An 18,117-nucleotide genomic window follows, 5' to 3' on the forward strand; every position below is an offset into this window, starting at 1 on the left:
ACTCACGGATGGCCGAGCGACTGCGGACTGTTCAAGCGCAAATCGACCTTGCTCTCAACAGCTGCGATCCGGGTCCGATCCGCGTAATCAGCCTGTGCGCAGGCCAAGGCCGGGATTTGCTCGAGGTCCTGCAGGGTCATCCGCGCCGGAATGACGTTCAGGCCCGCCTTGTCGAGCTGGACCGTCGGAATACGGAGTTTGCCGAGCGGCTCGCCTTCTCCAGCGGACTTCATCAGATCGAGGTCATGACCGCTGACGCGTCGATCAGCGATCATTATCGCGGCATGACGCCAGCGCATCTCGTGCTGATCTGCGGCGTGTTCGGCAACATCCATGATGGTGATATCGAGCGCACGATCGACCGCTGTCCGCATCTGTGCGCAACTGGTGGACGCGTTATCTGGACCCGCCACCGCCGAAAGCCGGATCGGGTGCCCATGATTTGTCGACGGTTCGAAAGGCTAGACTTCGAACAACATTGGCTATCTGCCCCCGAGACAGAGTTGGCCGTCGGGGTCCACCAGTTTCGGGGAAAACCTTCCCCTCTCGTGCTGGGCGAACGCATGTTCACGTTTGTCGGTTACGACAAGTTGATATCGTGAGCTTAGGGGTGCCTCGGAGAAGGTGGAGGCGCTGCCATCGATTTCCGCTTCCAACCCTAAGCGGACATCGGACCGCTAGCGAACGGCCCGCTTCTGGCAGCTCTCGCAATAAAACGTCGAGCGTCCCGATTGCACCAGCCGCTTCACCAGCTTCCCGCAGCCCGGCGTGACGCAAACCTCGCCCTCGCGATCATAGACCTTGAAGCGGTGCTGGAAATAGCCGAGCGAGCCGTCGGCATGGGCGAAGTCGCGCAGCGTCGAGCCGCCGGCCGCGACTGCCTCCTCCAGCACCTCGCGGATGATGCGGGCGAGCTCATGGGCCTTCTCGCGCGGTCGCCCCGTCGGGGTCGCGATCGTTCCCGCTTCCGCCTCCGGATGGAGGCCGGCCCGGAACAAGGCTTCGCAGACATAGATATTGCCTAAGCCCGCCACGAGCCGCTGGTCGAGCAGCGCGGCCTTCAGCGGCGCGAACTTGCCCGCGAAGAGTTTTGCCAGCGTCTCGCCGGAGAGTTCGTTGCCGAGCGGCTCGATGCCCATCCCGGCGAAGTGTCTGCAGGTCTCGAGCTCGTTGCGCGGCAGAATGTCCATGAAGCCGAAGCGGCGCACGTCGTTATAGGTGACGCGCGCGCCCGTCCCCATCTCGAACACGACATGGTCGTGGATCAGGTGCCGGCCGATCTCATTATAATAGGAGCCGGGCTCGGTCGGGGGCGTTCCGGGCGCCTCGACGATGAAGCGCCCGCTCATGCCCAGATGCATCACGAGCGCCGCGCCGTCGTCGAGATCGGCGATCAGATATTTCGCCCGCCGCGACAGGGCGTCAATCCGCCGCCCGGTCAGCCGCTCGGCGAAGCGCTCGGGCAGGGGGAAGCGCAGATCCGGCCGGCGCAACTCGACGCGTTGGAAGCGCTCGCCCAGCATAGCGGGCTCCAGCCCGCGCCGGACGGTTTCGACCTCGGGTAGCTCCGGCATATCAACGACCTTCGTAAAGCCTGCGTCGAGACGGGCCGCGACAAGCCCGCAACCTTTGGCTATTCATCGCTTCAGCCAAACACAAGAGCGGCCAGAAACGTGACAGCAGCCCAGAATACCGGACCCGGGGACACCACCCATTTCGGCTTCGAGACGGTGAAGCTCGCCGAGAAGCAGGCCAAGGTCGACGACGTCTTCCACAAGGTCGCCAACCGCTATGACCTGATGAACGATCTGATGTCGGGCGGGCTCCACCGGGCCTGGAAGAGCGCGCTGCTGACCGCGATCAATCCTGCGAAGGATCGCCCCTTCCATCATCTCGACGTGGCCGGCGGCACGGGCGATGTCGCCTTCTCGGTGCTGGAGGCCGGCGGCCCCGAGACCGATGTCACCGTGCTCGACATCAACGCCGACATGCTGCGCGTCGGGCGCGAGCGCGCCGACAAGCGCTTCCCGGACAATGATCGCATCCGCTTCGTCCAGGGCAATGCCGAAGAGCTCGGCCTGCCGGACAACCATTTCGACTGCTACACCATCGCCTTCGGCATCCGGAACGTGCCGCAGATCGACAAGGCGCTGGCCGAGGCCTATCGCGTGCTGAAGCGCGGCGGGCGCTTCCTCTGCCTCGAATTCAGCCATGTCGACGTCCCCCTGCTCGACAAGATCTACGAGACTTATTCCTTCAAGGTCATCCCGCCGATGGGCCGCATGGTCACCGGCGAGGCCGAGCCCTATCAGTATCTCGTCGAATCGATCCGCAAGTTCCCGAAGCCGCAGACTTTCGCCAACATGATCGAGGATGCCGGCTTCCGCCGCGCGAAGTTCACGCCGATGACCGGCGGCGTCGTGGCGCTGCATTCCGGCTGGAAGCTGTGATGCTGGCTCAGGCAGCATGATCTCGTCCTTCTTCCACATGCTGCGCGGCGCGCGCGTCGGCTTCGTGCTGGCGCGCGAGGGTGCGCTGGCGCTGGTCGACCCCTCCGTGCTGCCGCCGCTGGCGCGCGGGCTGATCCGCGTCGGCCGCCTGATCGAGCGCCGCGGCGCTGGCTCCTCCGCGACAAGGCTCGCGGCGGCGATGACCCGGCTCGGTCCCTCCTATGTGAAGTTCGGCCAGTTCCTGGCGACGCGGCCCGATGTCGTCGGCATGAGGATCGCGCAGGACCTCTCGGCCCTGCAGGACCGGATGCCGGCCTTCCCGATGGCGGAAGCGCGCGCCATCGTCGAAGCCGCGCATGGCGGAAAGCTCGAAGATCTCTTCGTCGAATTCAGCGAGCCGGTCGCCGCCGCCTCGATTGCTCAGGTTCATCGCGCCCGCCTGAAGGACGGCCGCGAGGTCGCGGTCAAGATCCTCAGGCCCGGCATCCGCGACCGCTTCAACCGCGATCTCGCCGCGATGCGTTTCGGCGCCGAAACGGCGGAAGCACGCTCGGCGGAGGCGCGGCGGCTGCGCTTCAGCGGCGTGGTCGAGACCCTGGCGCGCTCGGTCGCGATGGAGATGGACCTGCGGCTGGAAGCCGCCGCCCTCTCCGAATTCGCGGAGAATACCAAGGGCGACACCGATTTCCGCGTGCCGGAGCCGGACTGGCAGCTCACGGCGCGGGAGATGCTGGTCGACGAATGGATCGACGGCGTCCGCCTCTCCGATGTCGAGGGCCTGCGTGCCGCCGGCCACGATCTGCCGGAGCTCGCCCGCAACATCATCCAGTCCTTCCTGAAGCATGCGATCCGCGACGGCTTCTTCCATGCCGACATGCATCCCGGAAACCTCTTCGTCGATGCGGAGGGGCGCCTCGTCGCGGTCGATGGCGGCATCATGGGCCGGCTCGGCCTGAAGGAGCGGCGCTTCCTCGCGGAAATCCTGCTCGGCTTCATCACCCGCAACTACACACGCGTGGCGCAGGTGCATTTCGAGGCGGGCTATGTCCCGGCCCATCACGACGTCGCCGATTTCGCCCAGGCGATCCGCGCGGTCGGCGAGCCTATCCACGACAAGAGCGCCGACCAGATCTCGATGGCCAAGGTCCTGACCCTGCTCTTCGAGATCACCGGCATGTTCGACATGGCGACGCGCACCGAGCTCGTCATGCTGCAGAAGACCATGGTGGTGGTCGAGGGCGTGGCGCGCACGCTCGATCCCCATCTCGACATGTGGGGCACGGCCGATCCGGTGGTGCGGTCCTGGATCACCCATAATCTCGGTCCGCTCGGCCGTCTGGAAGAGGCCGGGCGTGGCGCCCGCTCCCTGCTCGGCTCGCTCGCGAGCCTGCCTGACACGGTCATCCGCGCCGAGCGCGTGCTCGGCCAGCTCGAGGATGCCTCGCGCCACGGCTTCTCGCTCGACGAGCGCAGCGTCGAGGCGATCGGCCGGGCCGAAGCCCGGCGCAACCGCTGGGGCAATCTCGCGCTCTGGGTGATTGCGGGGCTCTTAGCCTACGGTCTGTTCGGCTGAGCAGCGCTTACCGGAACGGCGGCTCGTCGAAGCTCCTGAGCTTGCGCGAATGGATCGTGGCGCCCGCTTCCTTGAGCTTCTCCAGCGCATCGAGCCCGATCCGCAGATGCTCGCCGACGGCGCGCTCGTAGAAGGCGTTGGCGGCGCCGGGCAGCTTGATCTCGCCGTGGAGCGGCTTGTCGGAGACGCAGAGCAAGGTGCCATAGGGCACGCGCAGCCGATACCCTTGGGCCGCGATCGTGCCGGATTCCATGTCGACCGCGATGGCGCGCGACAGGTTGATGCGCCGCCGCTCCTTGGTCCATTGCAATTCCCAGTTGCGGTCGTCCTGGGTCACGACGGTGCCGGTGCGCAGGCGCTGCTTCAGCCGGTCGCCCTTTTCGCCGGTGATGTCGGCCGCCGCCTGCTGGAGCGCGACCTGCACCTCCGCGAGCGCCGGGATCGGGATATCCGGCGGCACGAGGTCGTCGAGGATGCGGTCCTGCCGGAGATAGGCATGGGCCAGCACATAATCGCCGATGATCTGGGTCTGGCGCAGGCCCCCGCAATGGCCGACCATCAGCCAGCAATTCGGCCTGAGCACTGCGAGATGGTCGGTGATGTTCTTCGCGTTGGAAGGGCCGACGCCGATATTGACCAGCGTCACGCCCTCGCCGCCCTTTCGGATCAGGTGATAGGCCGGCATCTGGAAGCGGTGCCAGGGCGCCGACATCACCCGCTCGGCGGCCGAGACGTCGATCCCGTCCTTGTCGATGCGGATGCCGCCCGGTGCGATCAGCGCCTCGGCCGTGCCGGCCTCGATCTCGGCGAGGCCGAGCCGGACGAACTGGTCGACATAGCGATGGTAGTTGGTGAGCAGCACCCAGGGCTGCACGGCCCGCCAGTCGGTGCCGGTGTAATGCACCAGCCGCCGCAGCGAATAGTCGACCCGGACCGCGTCGAACAGCGAAAGCGGGCGTGGCTCGCCCTCGATCAATTCATAGCTGCCGTCCGCAATCTCGTCCCCGACCAGCGCCAGCAGCGGCGTCGGGAAATGGCGTGCAAGCTCGGCTGCCGTGATCTTGCCGCGCCCCAGCTCGTCGCCGCCTTCGAGCGCGTAGGGGTAGGGGATTTCCTGCGTGCTGACGCCCGTCTCGATCGTCGCGCCATATTCGGCGACGAGCGGCTTCAACTGGTCGAGCAGATAGGTGCGGAACTCGGCCGGCTGCGTCACCGTGGTCGAATAGATGCCGGGCACCGCGAATTTGGCATAGCCGCGCCGCGTCGCCGCCGGCAGCCTCGAGGGCTCGTAGGTCACGCGCAGCATCGGGTAGCGATAGCGCTCCCGGTCATCGGGCGTCGGCGCCTCGCCGGTGTCGAAGAAGCGCTGCAGGTCGCCGCGCAGGGCCGAGCGCGCCTCGTCATAGAGCCGTTCGAGCCGGTCCACGGCGGCTTCCGGTGTCGCTGCGGTCTCGAAGCTCATGAACCCTCCTCGTATTGCACTGGTTCTAGCCGTGGGGCGCCGCTCCTGACAACAACCGGCGGTGGCCCGCGCCAGCTTGCGGCCGGCATGGTTGACAGGCAGGAGGAATGTAGTTAGTAAACCGATCAGTTAATTAACTGATCGGTTTCATGTGATGTCGACGGACCCGCTCAGCCTGACCTTCGCAGCCCTCGCCGATCCGACGCGCCGCGCCATCCTGGCCCGGCTGTCGCAAGGCGAGAGTTCGGTGAAGGAACTCGCCGAGCCCTTCGCGATGAGCCTTCCCGCGGTTTCCAAGCACCTGAAGGTGCTGGAGCGTGCCGGGCTGATCACGCGGGGGAAGGAAGCCCAGTGGCGACCTTGCCGGCTCGATCCCGGCCCGCTGCAGGATGTCTCGCAATGGCTGGAGCATTACAGCCGTTTCTGGGACCAGAGCCTGGGGCGGCTGGACGAGATGCTCCGCGCGATCAAGGCGAGACCACCCGATAAATCAGGCGTTTGACGCCGAAGCCATTCCTTCAGCCCCATTTCAGGTGTTCGTCATGCTCAAGACCATTCTTCTCGGCCTGCTCGGCCTTCTCGCGACTGGCCTCGTCGTCGTGCTCATCCTCGCCGCCCGCAAGCCCGATACCTTTCAGGTCACCCGCTCCATCGCGATCAATGCCGCGCCGGAGCGCATCTATCCGCTGATCGCCGATTTCCGGGCCTGGAGCGCCTGGTCGCCCTGGGAGAAGAAGGACCCGGCGATGAAGCGGACCTTCGGCGGCCCCGAGACCGGCGTTGGCGCGACCTATGCCTGGGCCGGCGACAAGAATGTCGGCGAGGGCAGCATGCGCATCACCGAGGCGCAGGCGCCGGGCAAGCTCGCGCTCAAGCTCGATTTCCTCAAGCCCTTCGAGGCGCATAACGATGTCGTCTTCGCGCTGACGCCACAGAGCCAGGGTACGAACGTGACCTGGATCATGACCGGCCCGACGCCCTTCATCGGCAAGATCATCCATGTCTTCATGGACATGGACCGCATGGTCGGCGGCGATTTCGAGGCCGGTCTCAAGGCCATGAAGGCCGCGGCCGAGCGCCCCGCCTGATCCCGATCACCCAGAGAACCAAAAACCAGAGGAGAGAAACCATGATGGGCGAACCGCAGAAGGAACATGAGTGGCTCCACCAGTTGATCGGTGACTGGACTGCCGAGATGAACTGCTCGATGGGCCCGGATCAGCCGCCATCCTCGTCGAAGGGGACGGAGAGCGTGCGCTCGCTCGGCGGGCTCTGGACGCTCGGCGAGGGGCAGGGCGAAGGGCCGGACGGCAAGCCGGTCACCAGCCTGATGACGCTCGGCTTCGACCCGGCCAAGGGCCGCTTCGTCGGCAGCTTCGTCGCCTCGATGATGACGATGATGTGGACCTATGACGGCGCGCTCTCGGACGACGGCAAGTCGCTGGTCCTCGACACCGAGGGGCCGAGCATGACCGGCGACGGCTCGATGGCGAAATATCAGGACGTCATCACCTTTCTGTCGCCTGACCACCGCACCCTGACCTCGCGTGCGCTTGGGGCCGACGGCCAGTGGGCCGAGTTCATGGCCGCCCAGTATTACCGCAAGCGCTGAACGCTTCCCGTAAGCACGCAGGAGGATACGCGATGAAACTCTCGACCTATCTGATGTTCGAAGGCAATTGCCGCGAGGCCTTCACCCATTACGAGAAGGTTCTCGGCGGCAAGATGCTGGCCATGATGGACCACAAGGGCACGCCGGCCGAGGAGCATGTCGCGCCGGAATGGCGGGACAAGATCCTGCATGCCTGCCTGGAGATCGATGGCCAGATGCTGATGGCCTCCGACGCGCCGCCCAATCAGAGCGACGGGCCGATGCGCTCGGTCTCCGTCAGCGTCGGGGTGAAGACGCCCGAGGAGGCCGACCGCATCTTCGCCGGCCTCGCCGAAGGAGCCATCAGGATCGCCATGCCGATGGCCGAGACCTTCTGGTCGCCGCGCTTCGGCATGCTGACCGACCGTTTCGGCACGAGCTGGATGGTCGGTGCCGAGATGCCGGCGGATCAGGCGAATTGCGGCTGAGATAGGGGTGGCGTCATTCTCGGGCTTGGCCCGAGAATCTCACTCAGAACAAGGCGCTGGAGCCTCCTTCGGGACGAGATGCTCGGGCCAAGCCCGAGCATGACGACGTGCTCCAGCCGTCTCTACGACCGCCCGCCATCCACGGAGAGCACCTGCCCTGAAATCCAGCCGGCCTGCTCGCTCAGGAAGAACAGCGTGGCGTTGGCGATATCCTGGGGCGTACCGAGCCGGCGGGTATGGATGCTCTCGACCAGCTTTTTCTGCCCCTCAGGCCCGTAGCTCTGCCATTGCCGCTCGGTCGCGGGGTTGGAGCGCACGAAGCCCGGCGCCACCGAATTCACGGTGATGCCATGCGGCCCGAATTCCCAGGCGAGCTGCTTCGTCAGGCCGACCAGCGCATGCTTGGCGCTGGCATAGGCCTGGATGCCGGTGAGGCTTGGCCTCAAGCCCGCGCCCGACGAGATCGTCACGATCCGCCCATAGCCGGCCTGCTTCATCACGGGCGCTGCCGCCTGCGCCAGGAAGAAGGCCGCATCGACATTGGCGGCGAAGATCACGCGCCAGTCTTCCTCGGAAACCGCCTCGATCGCCCCGCCGACCTGCCCGCGCACGCCGCCGGCAGCATGGACGAGAAGATCGAGCTTGCCATCGGCCGCCACGATCGCGCGCACCAGCGCCTGCGCCGCATCGGGCGAGCCGAGATCGGCCGCATGTCCGGTCGCGCCGATCTCCTTCGCCGTGGCCTGCACCCCCGCCGCATCGATATCGGCGAGGTGGACCCGCGCCCCGGCCTCGGCCAACGCGACGGCGATCGCGCGCCCGATGCCCTGGGCTGCGCCGGTGACGAGGGCTACGCGGTTGTCGAAGCGGATCTGCATTGGTCGACCAGCACTTTCAGCGTCTCAAAGGCCATCGGGCGGCGGCCGTCCTCGATGTCGTGGATCAGCGAGACCAGCGTCTCGATCGCGGGCGTCGCGATGCCGACCTCGCGGCCGAGCGTGGCGATGACGCCGATCTGCGGATCGACTTCGGTCTTCCGCTTGCGCACGGCGAGATCGCGCCAGATGCCGGAATGGGTCTTGGCGGTTTGCGAAGTGTAATGCGCGAGCCAGTTGATCGTTTCGATCTGCGGCCCTTCCGGTCGGCCGGGTGCGAACACCATCGGGTCGAATTCGCCGAAGCCGAGCGAGGTCACGCCACGTCTGGCCGCGACAGCCCCGACCTCGCGTCCGAGCGCGAGCCAGACCGGCAGCCGTTCCGGGTCCGAAAAGTTCGCCGACATCGAATCGTCGGTCAGGGCGGTGGCGAACAGCATCGCGCCATAGGCTAGCTTGCCCCAGAGATAGCCGAAGATGTTGTCGGTCAGGATCGCGTCCGGCTCGAACAGCCTCATCAGCCGGTGCATCTCGACGGCGCGTTCACTGATCGAGCCGTCGAGTTCGCCGACGACCGTCGCACCGCGATTGCCGTAGAGGATTTCGCCCGGCCCGAGCCAGTCGGCACCGAAATTGACGAAGCAGCCCATGGTGCGCTGTTCGCCGACCGCCTTGGCGATGGCGAGTTCGTTCAGGCCGTTCTGGGCGGAGAGCACGAAGCCGTCGTCAGTCAGATGCGGCTTCAGCGCGGCGAGCGCAGCTTCCGTCGCGCCAGCCTTCACCGCGAGCACGATGCGGCTGTAGCGGCCGGTCAGTTCACCCGGCGTCGCGGCCGGCACGACCTGCGTAAATTCCTCGACCGGCCCGGAAATGGCGAGCCCGCGCGTGCGGCAGGCCTCGACATGCTCCGGCACGATATCGACGAGCAGAATCGGCACGCCGGCGCGCGCCCAATAGGCACCGAGCGTGCCGCCGATGGCGCCTGCGCCCCAGATCAGGATGGGTTCGCTCACGCCTGCCCCGCCAATTCGACATGGTCGTGGGTCGCGACATGGACGAGCCCGTCCGCCGTCACCCAGCCCCGATACATGCCCTCGGTGTTGTAGGGCGCGACGACCGTGCCGTCGGCACCGACCGCGACCAGCCCGGCGCCGATCCTGTGCTCGGACAGTTCGGCCAGGACCGCGTCCGTCGCCGCTTCCAGCGAGAGGCCCTTATAGGCGATCAGCGACGCGATCTCGTGGCCGACGCAATAGCGGATGAAATACTCGCCCTTGCCGGTGCCGGAGACGGCACAGCGCCCGTCGCGGGCATAGGTGCCGGCGCCGATGATCGGGGAATCGCCGACGCGGCCGACTGGCTTGTTGGTGTAGCCGCCGGTCGAGGTCGCGGCGGCGAGATGGCCCTGCGCGTCGCAGGCGACGGCGCCGACCGTGCCATGCTTCTCGGCCTCGCTCGCCTCGGCGGCGGTGCCGACGATCTCGCGCAGCTTCATCGAGGCGAGGTTCTTGCGCCGGCGCTCGGTCGAGAAATGCTCGTTCTCGACGGTGTCGACGCCGTCATGCTCGGCGAAGTCGTCGGCGGCGGGCCCGGCGAGCATCAGCGGGTCGCCGCGCAGCATCAGTGCCTTGGCGGCGCTGATCGGGTTGCGGATGCGCTTGGCCCCGCAGATCGCGCCGGCGGCGAGCGTCGCCCCGTCCATGATCGAGGCGTCGAGCTCGTGCTCGCCCTCGCTGTTGAAGGCTGCGCCATGGCCGGCGTTGAAATGCGGGGAATCCTCCATCACCCGCACGGCCGCCTCGACGGCGTCGACCGCCGCGCCACCCTTGCTCAGGATCGCCCAGCCGGCGCGGAGCGCACTGGCGAGGTCGGACCGGGCCTGGGCCCATTCGCCCTCCGTCATCTCGGCCTTCGGCAGCGTGCCGCAGCCGCCGTGGATGGCAAGCGCGAGGGTCATATCGGTATCCTGTCGGGTCTTGAAGGCGTGATCCGCCACGGCCGGACAAGCGGCCGTGGCGTGGAAGGCGGCCGCGTTACTTCTTAACGGGCTTGATGTCCATCGCGAGGGTGTCCTCGTCGACGCGCGGCGAGATCGTCACCTTGTCCTTCTGCATCGCCCAGGCCGAGCCGATCGAGGTGACGGCGATGCGCGGCCGGTCCTTGGCGACGATCGCCGCGACGTCGGACAGCATCTTGTTGCGCTTCGCCTCGTCCATCTCGACCGAGGCGTCCTCGATCAGCTTGTCGACCTCGGCGTTCTTGTAGCCGAGCAGGTTGAAGGCGCCGAGCTTCTTGGCGGGCTCATTGGAGTGGACCAGCGAGGAGAGGGTGTAGTTGGCCTCGCCGGTCAGCGTGCCCCAGCCCGACATCGCCATCGAGTATTCGGAACGGGCGCGCGCCGGGAAGAAGACGGCCGCCGGCTGGGCGTTCGCCACCACCTCGATGCCGATGCGGGCGAGCATCTGGGCGATCGAGGTGCCAACCTGCCGGTCGCCGGGCAGGCGGTCGCTGGTGAAGGAGAAGGTGACCTTGAACCCGTCGGGATATCCCGCATCCGTCATCAGTTTCTTCGCCTTGACGGTATCCGCCTTGATCGCGGGCAGCTCCTTGTTGAAGCCGGCGATCGTGGGGGTGACCAGCTGGTTCGCCGCGGCGCCGAGCCCTTCCATGGCGATTTCGGCAAGCGCCGGCCGGTTGATGGCGATATCGATTGCCTCGCGCACCCGGACATCCTGCAGCGGGTTCTTCGGCAGGGCGGAGCCGTCCTTGGCGGTGATCTGCGGGGGCTTGTCGCGCAGGTCGAGCTCCATGTTGAAGAGGTAGACGGTCTCGACCGTGGCGACGGAAAGCTTCGGGTCGCGCTTCAGCGTCGGCACGTCCGAGGCCGGCGCGCGCACGATGATGTCGACCTGCCCCGCCTTGAGCTGTGCGACGCGGGCGGCGTCGTTCGGCAGCTCCTTGCGCACGACCTTGGCCCAGGGCTCCTTCTCGCCCCAGAAGCCGTCGAACCGTTCGAGGAGGAGCTGGTCCTTCGGCGTCCAGGAGACGAACTTGTAGGGGCCCGTGCCGATCGCGGCCTTGCCGGAATTGAAGGCCTCGTTGGCATTGTCCTTGGTCAGGCCGGCCGCCGCCTTATGCGAGACGATGAAGAGCCGGATGAAGTCGTTCGGCAGGTTCGGCGCAGGGCCGTCGGTGACGACCCTGACGGTCAGCGGATCGACGATCTTCACCTCCTTGACGCGGCGGACATAGATCGTCGTCGGGTTCGGGCCGGCGACGACCGGGATGCGCTCGATCGAGAACTTGACGTCCTCTGCCGTGAAGTCCGAGCCGTCATGGAACTTGACGCCGGGGCGCAGCTTGAACTCCCAGACATCGGGCGAGACCGCCTTCCAGCTCGTCGCCAGCCGCGGCTCGAGCTGCAGCTTGTCGCCGGACCAGATCAGCGTGTCGAAGACCTGCTTCAGCGCTTCGGCATGGGTGCCGGTCGCGGTGTAATGCGGGTCGATCGATTCCGGGCCGGCGCGGACGCCGATGGTCAGGGTCTGGGCAAGCGCGCCGGTCGAGACGGCGGCGCCGAGCAGGGCGGCGAAGGCGGCGAGGCGGAAGCTTTGCGCGAGTTTCATGCGAGATCCCCTGTTGTTTTGTGTGGTTCTGGCTGGAGTTCCTGAGGCCAGGCGGGCGAGGCGATGACGAGCTTGTCCATCAGCACGCAGAGCTGCCGCTGCTCGTCTCCGCTGAGGCCGGCGAGCATCGTCGCCTGGTGCTGGATCATCGGCCCCATGGTCTCGTCGAAGATGTTGCGGCCGGCCGGCGTGAGATGGAGCACGTAGCTGCGCAGATCGGCCGGATCGGTCTCGCGCTTGAGCAGGCGCCGCTGCAGCAGCTTCTGCACGGCGCGCGAGAGCGTGTTCTTCGGCAGGCCGGAGGAGGCGACGATGTTCTTGGCGGCGACGCCCTCCTTGAGCCCGACCGCATAGAGCGCGACGAATTCGGGGCGCACGAGGCCGTAGCGGGTTTCGATCCAGCGATAGACCGGGTCGTTGAAGCGGAACGCAATGAAGTTCAGCCGGAACGAGAGCCAGCAGGGATTGTCCCAGAGCTTGGTCACGGTCAGCGGGTCGAGATCGGCCAGCGCGGCTTCGCGCTCCGGGTCGACGCGGGAAGGAGAGGTCGGCGCGCGCCGCATCAGGAAATCTCTCGGCGGATTTAGTTCCAAATGGAACTTGACGCTCCCGGACGCCGGAGTCAAGGATGGCTGTGGCGGGCAGCCCGTGCCGCCTGCCGGGATTGTCTACCGCTTGTCAGAGCGAAGCAAGGATCGCGCCGTGCGTGTCGCCGATTTGAACTGGATGCAGATCGAGGCCCAGGCCAAGCGGGACGACCGCTGCGTGCTGCCGCTCGGCAGCGTCGAGCAACACGCCTATTTGAGCCTCGCGACCGATGTGATCCTGTCCGAGCGCGTGGCGCAGGAAGCGGCCGAACCGCTGGGCATTCCGGTCTTTCCGGTGCTCGCCTATGGCCTGACGCCGGGCTTCCTGAATTTCCCCGGCAGCATCTCGCTGCGCCTGAGCACCTATGCGGCGCTGCTGGGCGACATCTTCGACGGCTTCTACCGCTCCGGCTTCCGCCGCATCGTCCTCGTCAACGGTCATGGCGGCAATTCGCCGGCCCTGAACTTCTCGACCGAATGGCTGGACAAGCACCCCGATGCGAGCATCCGCCTGCATAACTGGTGGGCGGCGCCGCAATTCCAGGCGGCGGTGAAGGCCGTCGATCCGGCCGCCTCGCACGCCTCCTGGATGGAGAATTTCCCCTGGACGCGGCTCGCCGGCGTTGCCATGCCCGAGACGTCGAAGCCGCCCTTCAATGCGGCCGAATATCAGGCGGCGAGCCCGGCGAAGCGTCGCGAGATCCTCGGCGACGGCAATTTCCACGGCCTCTACCAGCGGCCGGACGAGGAGATGCTTGGGCTTTGGCAGGTCGGCGTCGAGGAGACGCGGGCCGCGATGGTCGAGAACTGGCCGTGATGCCGCGCCGAAAGCTTCACCGATGCTAGGCCACGTCGCCAGCCGGCTCGCGCAGGCGCTCGTCGTCATGCTCGTCATGTCGGTGCTGGTCTTCGTCGGCGTCTACGCCATCGGCAACCCGATCGACGTGCTGATCGGCCCCGATGTCAGCCAGGAATTGCGCCTTCAGACCATCGCCCATTACGGGCTCGACCGGCCGCTCTGGGAGCAGTACCTGACCTTCCTCGGCCGCGTGCTGCATGGCGATTTCGGCCGCTCCTTTGTCTTCGGCATGCCGGTGATGGACCTGATCCTGTCGCGGCTGCCGGCGACGCTGGAATTGACGCTGGCCGCGGTCTGCGGGGCGGCGCTGATCGGCATTCCCGCTGGAATCTATGCCGGCTACAGGCCGGACAGTTACGCCTCCAAGCTGATCATGACGATCTCGATCCTCGGCTTCTCCGTGCCCACCTTCTGGATCGGCCTCGTGCTGATCATGGCCTTCGCCGTCGAACTGCAATGGCTTCCGGCGGGCGGGCGCGGCGAGACGGTCTCGCTCTTCGGCGTCGAGTGGAGCTTCCTCACTCTGAACGGCCTGAGCCATCTGCTGCTGCCGGCGCTGAATCTGGCTTTCTTCAAGCTTGCTTTGATGACGCGGCTCGCCCGCGCCGGCACGCGCGAGACCATGCTCTCCGACACCGTGAAATTCGCCCGCGCCGCAGGCCTCTCCGAATGGACCGTGTTGCGTCGTCATGTGCTGCGCCTGATCGCGATCCCGCTCGTCACCGTCTTCGGCCTCGAATTCGGCTCGACGCTGGCTTTCGCCGTGGTTACCGAGACCATCTTTTCCTGGCCTGGCATCGGCAAGCTGATCATCGACTCCATCCAGTCGCTCGACCGGCCGGTGATGGTCGCCTATCTCATGCTCGTCGCCTTCGTCTTCATCACCATCAACTTCCTCGTCGATCTCGCCTATGTCGGGCTCGATCCGCGGTTGCGGAAGGGAGGCGCGCGATGAAGGACGCGTCCCCCGCCGCCCGCTTCTGGGCCGAGTTCCGCGAGAGCCGGACCGCTGTCATCGCGCTCGCCGTCGTCGTCCTGATGATCGGCATCGCCTTGCTTGCGCCGCTGGTCGCGCCGCAGGACCCTTACGACCTCGCCAATCTCTCGCTCTCCGATGCGCGCCGCCCGCCCGGTTTCGTTGGCGAAGGCGGCTACACCCATTGGCTCGGCACCGATGCGCAGGGGCGCGACCTGCTCTCGGCCATCCTCTACGGCCTGCGCATCTCCCTGCAGATGGGGCTTGTCGCCGGCGCCTTCGCCTTCGTACTCGGTGTCTCGCTCGGTATCGGCGCAGCCTATGCCGGCGGGCGCCGCGAGGCCTTCATCATGCGCGTCATCGACCTGCAGCTCGCCTTCCCGGCGATTCTGCTGGCGCTCGTGCTCTCGGCCTCGCTCGGTCAGGGCAAGATGCAGCTCATCGTCGCGCTCGCCGCTGCGCAATACGCCTATTTCGCCCGCACCGCTCATGGCGCGGCCTCGGCCGAGCGCGGCAAGGACTATGTCGAGGCCGTGCTCTCGACGCCGCTGCCGGGTTGGCGCGTGGTGCTGCGCCACATTTTCCCGAACTGCCTGCCGCCTTTGATCGTGGTCGCGACCGTGCAGGTGGCCAATGCCATCGCGCTCGAGGCGACGCTCTCCTTCCTCGGCGTCGGCCTGCCGGTGACCGAGCCCTCGCTCGGCATGCTGATCGCGAACGGCTTCCAGTACATGCTCTCGGGCCGCTACTGGATCTCGATCTATCCCGGCATCGCTCTCATCGTGCTGATCGTCGCGATCAACCTCGTCGGCGACCGCATCCGCGACCAGGTCAATCCGAGGCTGAAGCGATGAGCGACACGCCTCTCCTCGAAGTGACCGATCTCACAACCCATTTCCATACTCGCGCCGGTGTGGTTAAGGCGGTCGACGGCGTCTCCTTCGCCCTGAAGCGCGGCGAGGTGATGGGGCTCGTCGGCGAGTCCGGCTCGGGCAAGAGCATCACCGGCTTCTCGATCATCGGCCTGATCGACCAGCCGGGCCGCGTCGAGGCAGGCTCCTCGGTGAAGCTGGAGGGGCGTGAACTCGTCGGTCTGGCGCCGTCGGATCTGCGAAAAATCCGCGGCAAGCAGATCTCGATGGTCTTCCAGGACCCGATGATGACGCTGAACCCGATGCTGACCATCGGCACGCAGATCCGGCTCGCCCTGGAAGCGCATGAGACGGTCTCGGGCGCCGAGGCGCGCCGCCGCGCCGTTGCAGCGCTGGCGCAGGTCCGCATTCCCGACGCGGAAGCCAAGGTCGATTTCTACCCGCACCAGTTCTCCGGCGGCATGCGCCAGCGCGTCGCCATCGCGATCGCCCTGCTGCACCGGCCGAAGCTGATCATCTGCGACGAGCCGACCACGGCGCTCGACGTCTCCGTGCAGGCTGAGATTCTCGCCGAGATGAAGGAGCTGGTCGCCGAGCTCGGCACGGCGCTGATCTGGATCAGCCATGACCTCGCCGTCGTCGCTTCGCTCGCCGACCATGTCTGCGTCATGCGCCACGGCAGGATCGTCGAGGCCGGACCGACGCTCGCGGTGCTCACCCATCCGCAGCACCCCTATACGCAGTCCCTGCTCGACGCCCTGCCCTCGCGTTCCGAGCCCGGAAAATTGCTGGCAGGCGGTGTCGGCTCCGACGTCGCGCCGCCGCCGCGCCTCGCCAGGCAGGTGCCGCCTGCCGTCGCCGACGCCGTGCACTATGTCCGCATCGAGCATGTCGCCAAGCGCTTCACCCAGACGCCCGGCCTGTTCCGCAAGCTGGCCCAGAAGGCGGGCCTGTCCAAGGCGCCGGCCGTGGTGCAGGCGGTCGACGATGTCACGCTGGTGCTGAAGCGCGGCGAGGCGCTCGGCCTTGTCGGCGAATCCGGCTCGGGCAAGTCGACGCTCGGGCGCGTCGCGGCCGGCATCTACGCACCGGATCAGGGTCTCGTCCGCATCGACGGCTCAGCCGTAATGAGCGCGGGCGACAACCCGCATAAGGTCACGACCCGCGTCCAGACCATCTTCCAGGACCCTTTCGCCTCGCTCAACCCGCGCATGACCGTGGGCGACAGCATCGCCGAGGGGCCGTTGGCGCACGGGCTCGTCGAGCGCGCACAGGCGAAGACCTATGTCCGGCAATGGCTGGCGGCGGTCGGGCTCGATCCCGATTTCGCGGCCCGCTATCCGCATCAGTTCTCGGGCGGCCAGCGCCAGCGCGTCGCCATTGCCCGTGCTCTCGCGATGCAGCCCGATGTCGTCGTCTGCGACGAGCCGGTCGCCTCGCTGGACGTCTCGATCCAGGCGCAGATCATCAACCTGCTGATCCGCCTGCGGCAGGAACTGGATCTCACGCTGATCTTCATTTCGCACGACCTCTCGGTCGTCCGCCATCTCTGCGACCGCGTTGCCATCATGTATCGCGGCCGGATCGTCGAGAGCGGCCCGGCCGGCGCGGTCTACGACCATCCGCAGCACGACTACACCAAGCGCCTGCTTGCCGCGGTGCCGGTGCTGCCGGGCACTGCTACGACCTGAGGAGAGCTGCCATGACCGACGCCAACGAACTCCTGCCCTGGCAATGGCCGGAAGAGGTCTGGCGCGGCAAGGTCGAGCAGGTCCGCGCCGGCCGGAACCTGAAGCCGGCCAGGTGGAAGAACGGCGCCCGCTGCGCCGTCGCCCTCTCCTTCGACGTCGATCACGAGACCAACGAACTGCGCGACGGCGGCAAGTCGGTCGGGCGGCTCTCCTGGGGCCAGTACGGCAACCGCGTCGGCGTGCCGCGCATCCTCGATCTGCTGAAGCGGCACGATATCCCGGCGAGCTTTTTCGTGCCGGCCGTCACCGCCCTGCTCTATCCCGAAGAGCAGCGCCGCATCGTCGGCGCCGGCCATGAGATCGGCCTTCACGGCTGGATTCATGAGGTCAACACGGCGGTGCCGCCCGCAAACGAGCGCGAACTGCATCTGCGCTCGGCCGATACGCTGGAGAAGATCACCGGCATCCGCCCGGTCGGCATGCGCACCCCGTCCTGGGACTTTTCCGAGGTGACGCTTGCGATCGAGCGCGAGCTCGGCCTGCTCTACGACAGCTCGCTCTTCGCCGATGACGATCCCTACGAGATCGTCGAGAAGGGTGAGGCGACCGGCATCGTCGAACTGCCGGTCGAGTGGATCCGCGACGACGCACCCTATCTCAGCATGAACCGCTTCCAGGCGCTCCGGCCCTATACGTCGCCGGAAGCGGTCTTCGACATCTTCCGCCGCGAGTTCGAGGGGGCCTATGCGGATGGCGGCCTCTTCCTGCTGACCATGCATCCGCACGTCATCACCTATCGCTCGCGCTTCTGGATCCTCGAGGAGCTGGTCCGGCTGGCCAAGGCGAAGGGCGATTGCTGGTTCGCGACCCATGCCGAGATCGCGGCCTATGTGAAGGCTGAGGCGGGCATCTAAATCGGCAGGGCGGCGGAACCGCTGCCCGATTCCTGCCGTTTTCGCTTCATCGGGGGTTCAGGCCGGAGGCGGCCTGATACCTGCACGTTGAAACGAACGACGGGAAAAGAAAATGCGCACGAAACGCTGGTTGCTGGTCGGGACCGTCCTGCC

The 18,117-nt window shown here is 66.7% G+C and carries 19 protein-coding genes; 12 read left to right on the forward strand and 7 right to left on the reverse strand.

Annotated features, from left to right (window positions below):
• Nucleotides 1-8 precede the first annotated feature (8 nt).
• The gene (locus FHT98_RS13610) at nt 9-602 is read left to right on the forward strand and encodes a class I SAM-dependent methyltransferase (protein WP_142114364.1); all 594 of its coding nucleotides are present in this window, start codon (nt 9-11) and stop codon (nt 600-602) included.
• Nucleotides 603-677: 75 nt separating this feature from the next.
• Here FHT98_RS13610 and mutM read toward each other — a convergent pair whose 3' ends face one another.
• Nucleotides 678-1,574: a bifunctional DNA-formamidopyrimidine glycosylase/DNA-(apurinic or apyrimidinic site) lyase gene (mutM, locus tag FHT98_RS13615; RefSeq protein ID WP_091857310.1), complete on the reverse strand. Its 897-nt coding sequence runs from the start codon at nt 1,572-1,574 to the stop codon at nt 678-680.
• Between the two features lie 99 nt (nt 1,575-1,673).
• Here mutM and ubiE point away from each other — a divergent pair, with 99 nt between their 5' ends.
• Nucleotides 1,674-2,450 carry a bifunctional demethylmenaquinone methyltransferase/2-methoxy-6-polyprenyl-1,4-benzoquinol methylase UbiE gene (gene ubiE, locus FHT98_RS13620; RefSeq protein ID WP_142114365.1) on the forward strand — a complete coding sequence of 259 codons (777 nt, stop codon included), beginning with the start codon at nt 1,674-1,676 and terminating at the stop codon, nt 2,448-2,450.
• 16 nt (nt 2,451-2,466) lie between these two features.
• Entirely contained in the window at nt 2,467-4,023 is a 1,557-nt protein-coding gene (gene ubiB, locus FHT98_RS13625; RefSeq protein ID WP_142114366.1) for a 2-polyprenylphenol 6-hydroxylase, read from the forward strand.
• Nucleotides 4,024-4,030: 7 nt separating this feature from the next.
• On the opposite strand, the gene FHT98_RS13630 is transcribed toward ubiB, so the two are convergent.
• The gene (locus FHT98_RS13630; protein WP_142114367.1) at nt 4,031-5,485 is read right to left on the reverse strand and encodes an AMP nucleosidase; all 1,455 of its coding nucleotides are present in this window, start codon (nt 5,483-5,485) and stop codon (nt 4,031-4,033) included.
• 154 nt (nt 5,486-5,639) lie between these two features.
• Here FHT98_RS13630 and FHT98_RS13635 point away from each other — a divergent pair, with 154 nt between their 5' ends.
• Genes FHT98_RS13635 through FHT98_RS13650 form a run of 4 tightly spaced genes read left to right on the forward strand, consistent with a single transcriptional unit; the run spans nt 5,640 to nt 7,564 of the window.
• The gene (locus FHT98_RS13635; protein WP_091857767.1) at nt 5,640-5,987 is read left to right on the forward strand and encodes an ArsR/SmtB family transcription factor; all 348 of its coding nucleotides are present in this window, start codon (nt 5,640-5,642) and stop codon (nt 5,985-5,987) included.
• A gap of 40 nt (nt 5,988-6,027) precedes the next feature.
• Complete coding sequence (locus FHT98_RS13640; protein ID WP_091857764.1) at nt 6,028-6,573, forward strand: SRPBCC family protein; 546 nt, start codon at nt 6,028-6,030, stop codon at nt 6,571-6,573.
• Nucleotides 6,574-6,614: 41 nt separating this feature from the next.
• Nucleotides 6,615-7,097, forward strand: a complete 483-nt coding sequence (locus FHT98_RS13645) for a DUF1579 domain-containing protein (protein WP_142114368.1) — start codon at nt 6,615-6,617, stop codon at nt 7,095-7,097.
• A 32-nt stretch (nt 7,098-7,129) separates the two neighbouring features.
• The gene (locus FHT98_RS13650; RefSeq protein WP_142114369.1) at nt 7,130-7,564 is read left to right on the forward strand and encodes a VOC family protein; all 435 of its coding nucleotides are present in this window, start codon (nt 7,130-7,132) and stop codon (nt 7,562-7,564) included.
• Between the two features lie 122 nt (nt 7,565-7,686).
• Here the strand turns inward: FHT98_RS13650 and FHT98_RS13655 are convergent, their stop codons facing one another.
• From FHT98_RS13655 to FHT98_RS13675, 5 genes are all read right to left on the reverse strand, one after another.
• Nucleotides 7,687-8,442 (reverse strand): SDR family NAD(P)-dependent oxidoreductase, encoded by a 756-nt coding sequence (locus tag FHT98_RS13655; protein WP_113586133.1) that lies wholly within the window; start codon nt 8,440-8,442, stop codon nt 7,687-7,689.
• Nucleotides 8,415-9,452, reverse strand: coding sequence for a ketopantoate reductase family protein (locus FHT98_RS13660; RefSeq protein WP_142114370.1), 1,038 nt, complete (start codon nt 9,450-9,452; stop codon nt 8,415-8,417). Before FHT98_RS13660 ends, FHT98_RS13655 begins: the two co-directional genes overlap by 28 nt.
• Nucleotides 9,449-10,396: an isoaspartyl peptidase/L-asparaginase family protein gene (locus FHT98_RS13665; protein ID WP_142114371.1), complete on the reverse strand. Its 948-nt coding sequence runs from the start codon at nt 10,394-10,396 to the stop codon at nt 9,449-9,451. The genes FHT98_RS13660 and FHT98_RS13665 overlap by 4 nt, the downstream gene beginning before the upstream one ends.
• 76 nt (nt 10,397-10,472) lie before the next feature.
• The gene (locus tag FHT98_RS13670; RefSeq protein ID WP_142114372.1) at nt 10,473-12,065 is read right to left on the reverse strand and encodes an ABC transporter substrate-binding protein; all 1,593 of its coding nucleotides are present in this window, start codon (nt 12,063-12,065) and stop codon (nt 10,473-10,475) included.
• Nucleotides 12,062-12,628, reverse strand: a complete 567-nt coding sequence (locus FHT98_RS13675) for a MarR family winged helix-turn-helix transcriptional regulator (RefSeq protein WP_142114373.1) — start codon at nt 12,626-12,628, stop codon at nt 12,062-12,064. The genes FHT98_RS13670 and FHT98_RS13675 overlap by 4 nt, the downstream gene beginning before the upstream one ends.
• Before the next feature lie 139 nt (nt 12,629-12,767).
• Here FHT98_RS13675 and FHT98_RS13680 point away from each other — a divergent pair, with 139 nt between their 5' ends.
• The 5 genes from FHT98_RS13680 to FHT98_RS13700 are packed head-to-tail and all read left to right on the forward strand — an operon-like array spanning nt 12,768 to nt 17,964.
• Nucleotides 12,768-13,469 carry a creatininase family protein gene (locus FHT98_RS13680; protein WP_142114374.1) on the forward strand — a complete coding sequence of 234 codons (702 nt, stop codon included), beginning with the start codon at nt 12,768-12,770 and terminating at the stop codon, nt 13,467-13,469.
• Nucleotides 13,470-13,491: 22 nt separating this feature from the next.
• On the forward strand, nt 13,492-14,466 hold the full coding sequence (locus FHT98_RS13685) for an ABC transporter permease (protein ID WP_142114375.1): 975 nt from the start codon (nt 13,492-13,494) through the stop codon (nt 14,464-14,466).
• Nucleotides 14,463-15,341 (forward strand): ABC transporter permease, encoded by an 879-nt coding sequence (locus tag FHT98_RS13690; protein ID WP_091857299.1) that lies wholly within the window; start codon nt 14,463-14,465, stop codon nt 15,339-15,341. The genes FHT98_RS13685 and FHT98_RS13690 overlap by 4 nt, the downstream gene beginning before the upstream one ends.
• Nucleotides 15,338-17,050, forward strand: coding sequence for a dipeptide ABC transporter ATP-binding protein (locus FHT98_RS13695; RefSeq protein ID WP_142114376.1), 1,713 nt, complete (start codon nt 15,338-15,340; stop codon nt 17,048-17,050). Before FHT98_RS13690 ends, FHT98_RS13695 begins: the two co-directional genes overlap by 4 nt.
• A gap of 11 nt (nt 17,051-17,061) precedes the next feature.
• On the forward strand, nt 17,062-17,964 hold the full coding sequence (locus FHT98_RS13700; RefSeq protein ID WP_113586128.1) for a polysaccharide deacetylase family protein: 903 nt from the start codon (nt 17,062-17,064) through the stop codon (nt 17,962-17,964).
• Nucleotides 17,965-18,117: the final 153 nt, after the last annotated feature.

Origin of the sequence: Allobosea sp. AK1, from assembly GCF_006714945.1 — a bacterium.
Taxonomy (GTDB): domain Bacteria; phylum Pseudomonadota; class Alphaproteobacteria; order Rhizobiales; family Beijerinckiaceae; genus Allobosea; species Allobosea robiniae.

Coding starts and splice junctions, on each gene's coding strand:
- FHT98_RS13610 (WP_142114364.1), top strand. CDS start 9: ATGGCCGAGCGACTGCGGACTGTTCAAGCGCAAATCGACCTTGCTCTC.
- mutM (WP_091857310.1), bottom strand. CDS start 1,574: ATGCCGGAGCTACCCGAGGTCGAAACCGTCCGGCGCGGGCTGGAGCCC.
- ubiB (WP_142114366.1), top strand. CDS start 2,467: ATGATCTCGTCCTTCTTCCACATGCTGCGCGGCGCGCGCGTCGGCTTC.
- FHT98_RS13630 (WP_142114367.1), bottom strand. CDS start 5,485: ATGAGCTTCGAGACCGCAGCGACACCGGAAGCCGCCGTGGACCGGCTC.
- FHT98_RS13635 (WP_091857767.1), top strand. CDS start 5,640: ATGTCGACGGACCCGCTCAGCCTGACCTTCGCAGCCCTCGCCGATCCG.
- FHT98_RS13640 (WP_091857764.1), top strand. CDS start 6,028: ATGCTCAAGACCATTCTTCTCGGCCTGCTCGGCCTTCTCGCGACTGGC.
- FHT98_RS13645 (WP_142114368.1), top strand. CDS start 6,615: ATGATGGGCGAACCGCAGAAGGAACATGAGTGGCTCCACCAGTTGATC.
- FHT98_RS13650 (WP_142114369.1), top strand. CDS start 7,130: ATGAAACTCTCGACCTATCTGATGTTCGAAGGCAATTGCCGCGAGGCC.
- FHT98_RS13655 (WP_113586133.1), bottom strand. CDS start 8,442: ATGCAGATCCGCTTCGACAACCGCGTAGCCCTCGTCACCGGCGCAGCC.
- FHT98_RS13665 (WP_142114371.1), bottom strand. CDS start 10,396: ATGACCCTCGCGCTTGCCATCCACGGCGGCTGCGGCACGCTGCCGAAG.
- FHT98_RS13670 (WP_142114372.1), bottom strand. CDS start 12,065: ATGAAACTCGCGCAAAGCTTCCGCCTCGCCGCCTTCGCCGCCCTGCTC.
- FHT98_RS13675 (WP_142114373.1), bottom strand. CDS start 12,628: ATGCGGCGCGCGCCGACCTCTCCTTCCCGCGTCGACCCGGAGCGCGAA.
- FHT98_RS13685 (WP_142114375.1), top strand. CDS start 13,492: ATGCTAGGCCACGTCGCCAGCCGGCTCGCGCAGGCGCTCGTCGTCATG.
- FHT98_RS13690 (WP_091857299.1), top strand. CDS start 14,463: ATGAAGGACGCGTCCCCCGCCGCCCGCTTCTGGGCCGAGTTCCGCGAG.
- FHT98_RS13695 (WP_142114376.1), top strand. CDS start 15,338: ATGAGCGACACGCCTCTCCTCGAAGTGACCGATCTCACAACCCATTTC.
- FHT98_RS13700 (WP_113586128.1), top strand. CDS start 17,062: ATGACCGACGCCAACGAACTCCTGCCCTGGCAATGGCCGGAAGAGGTC.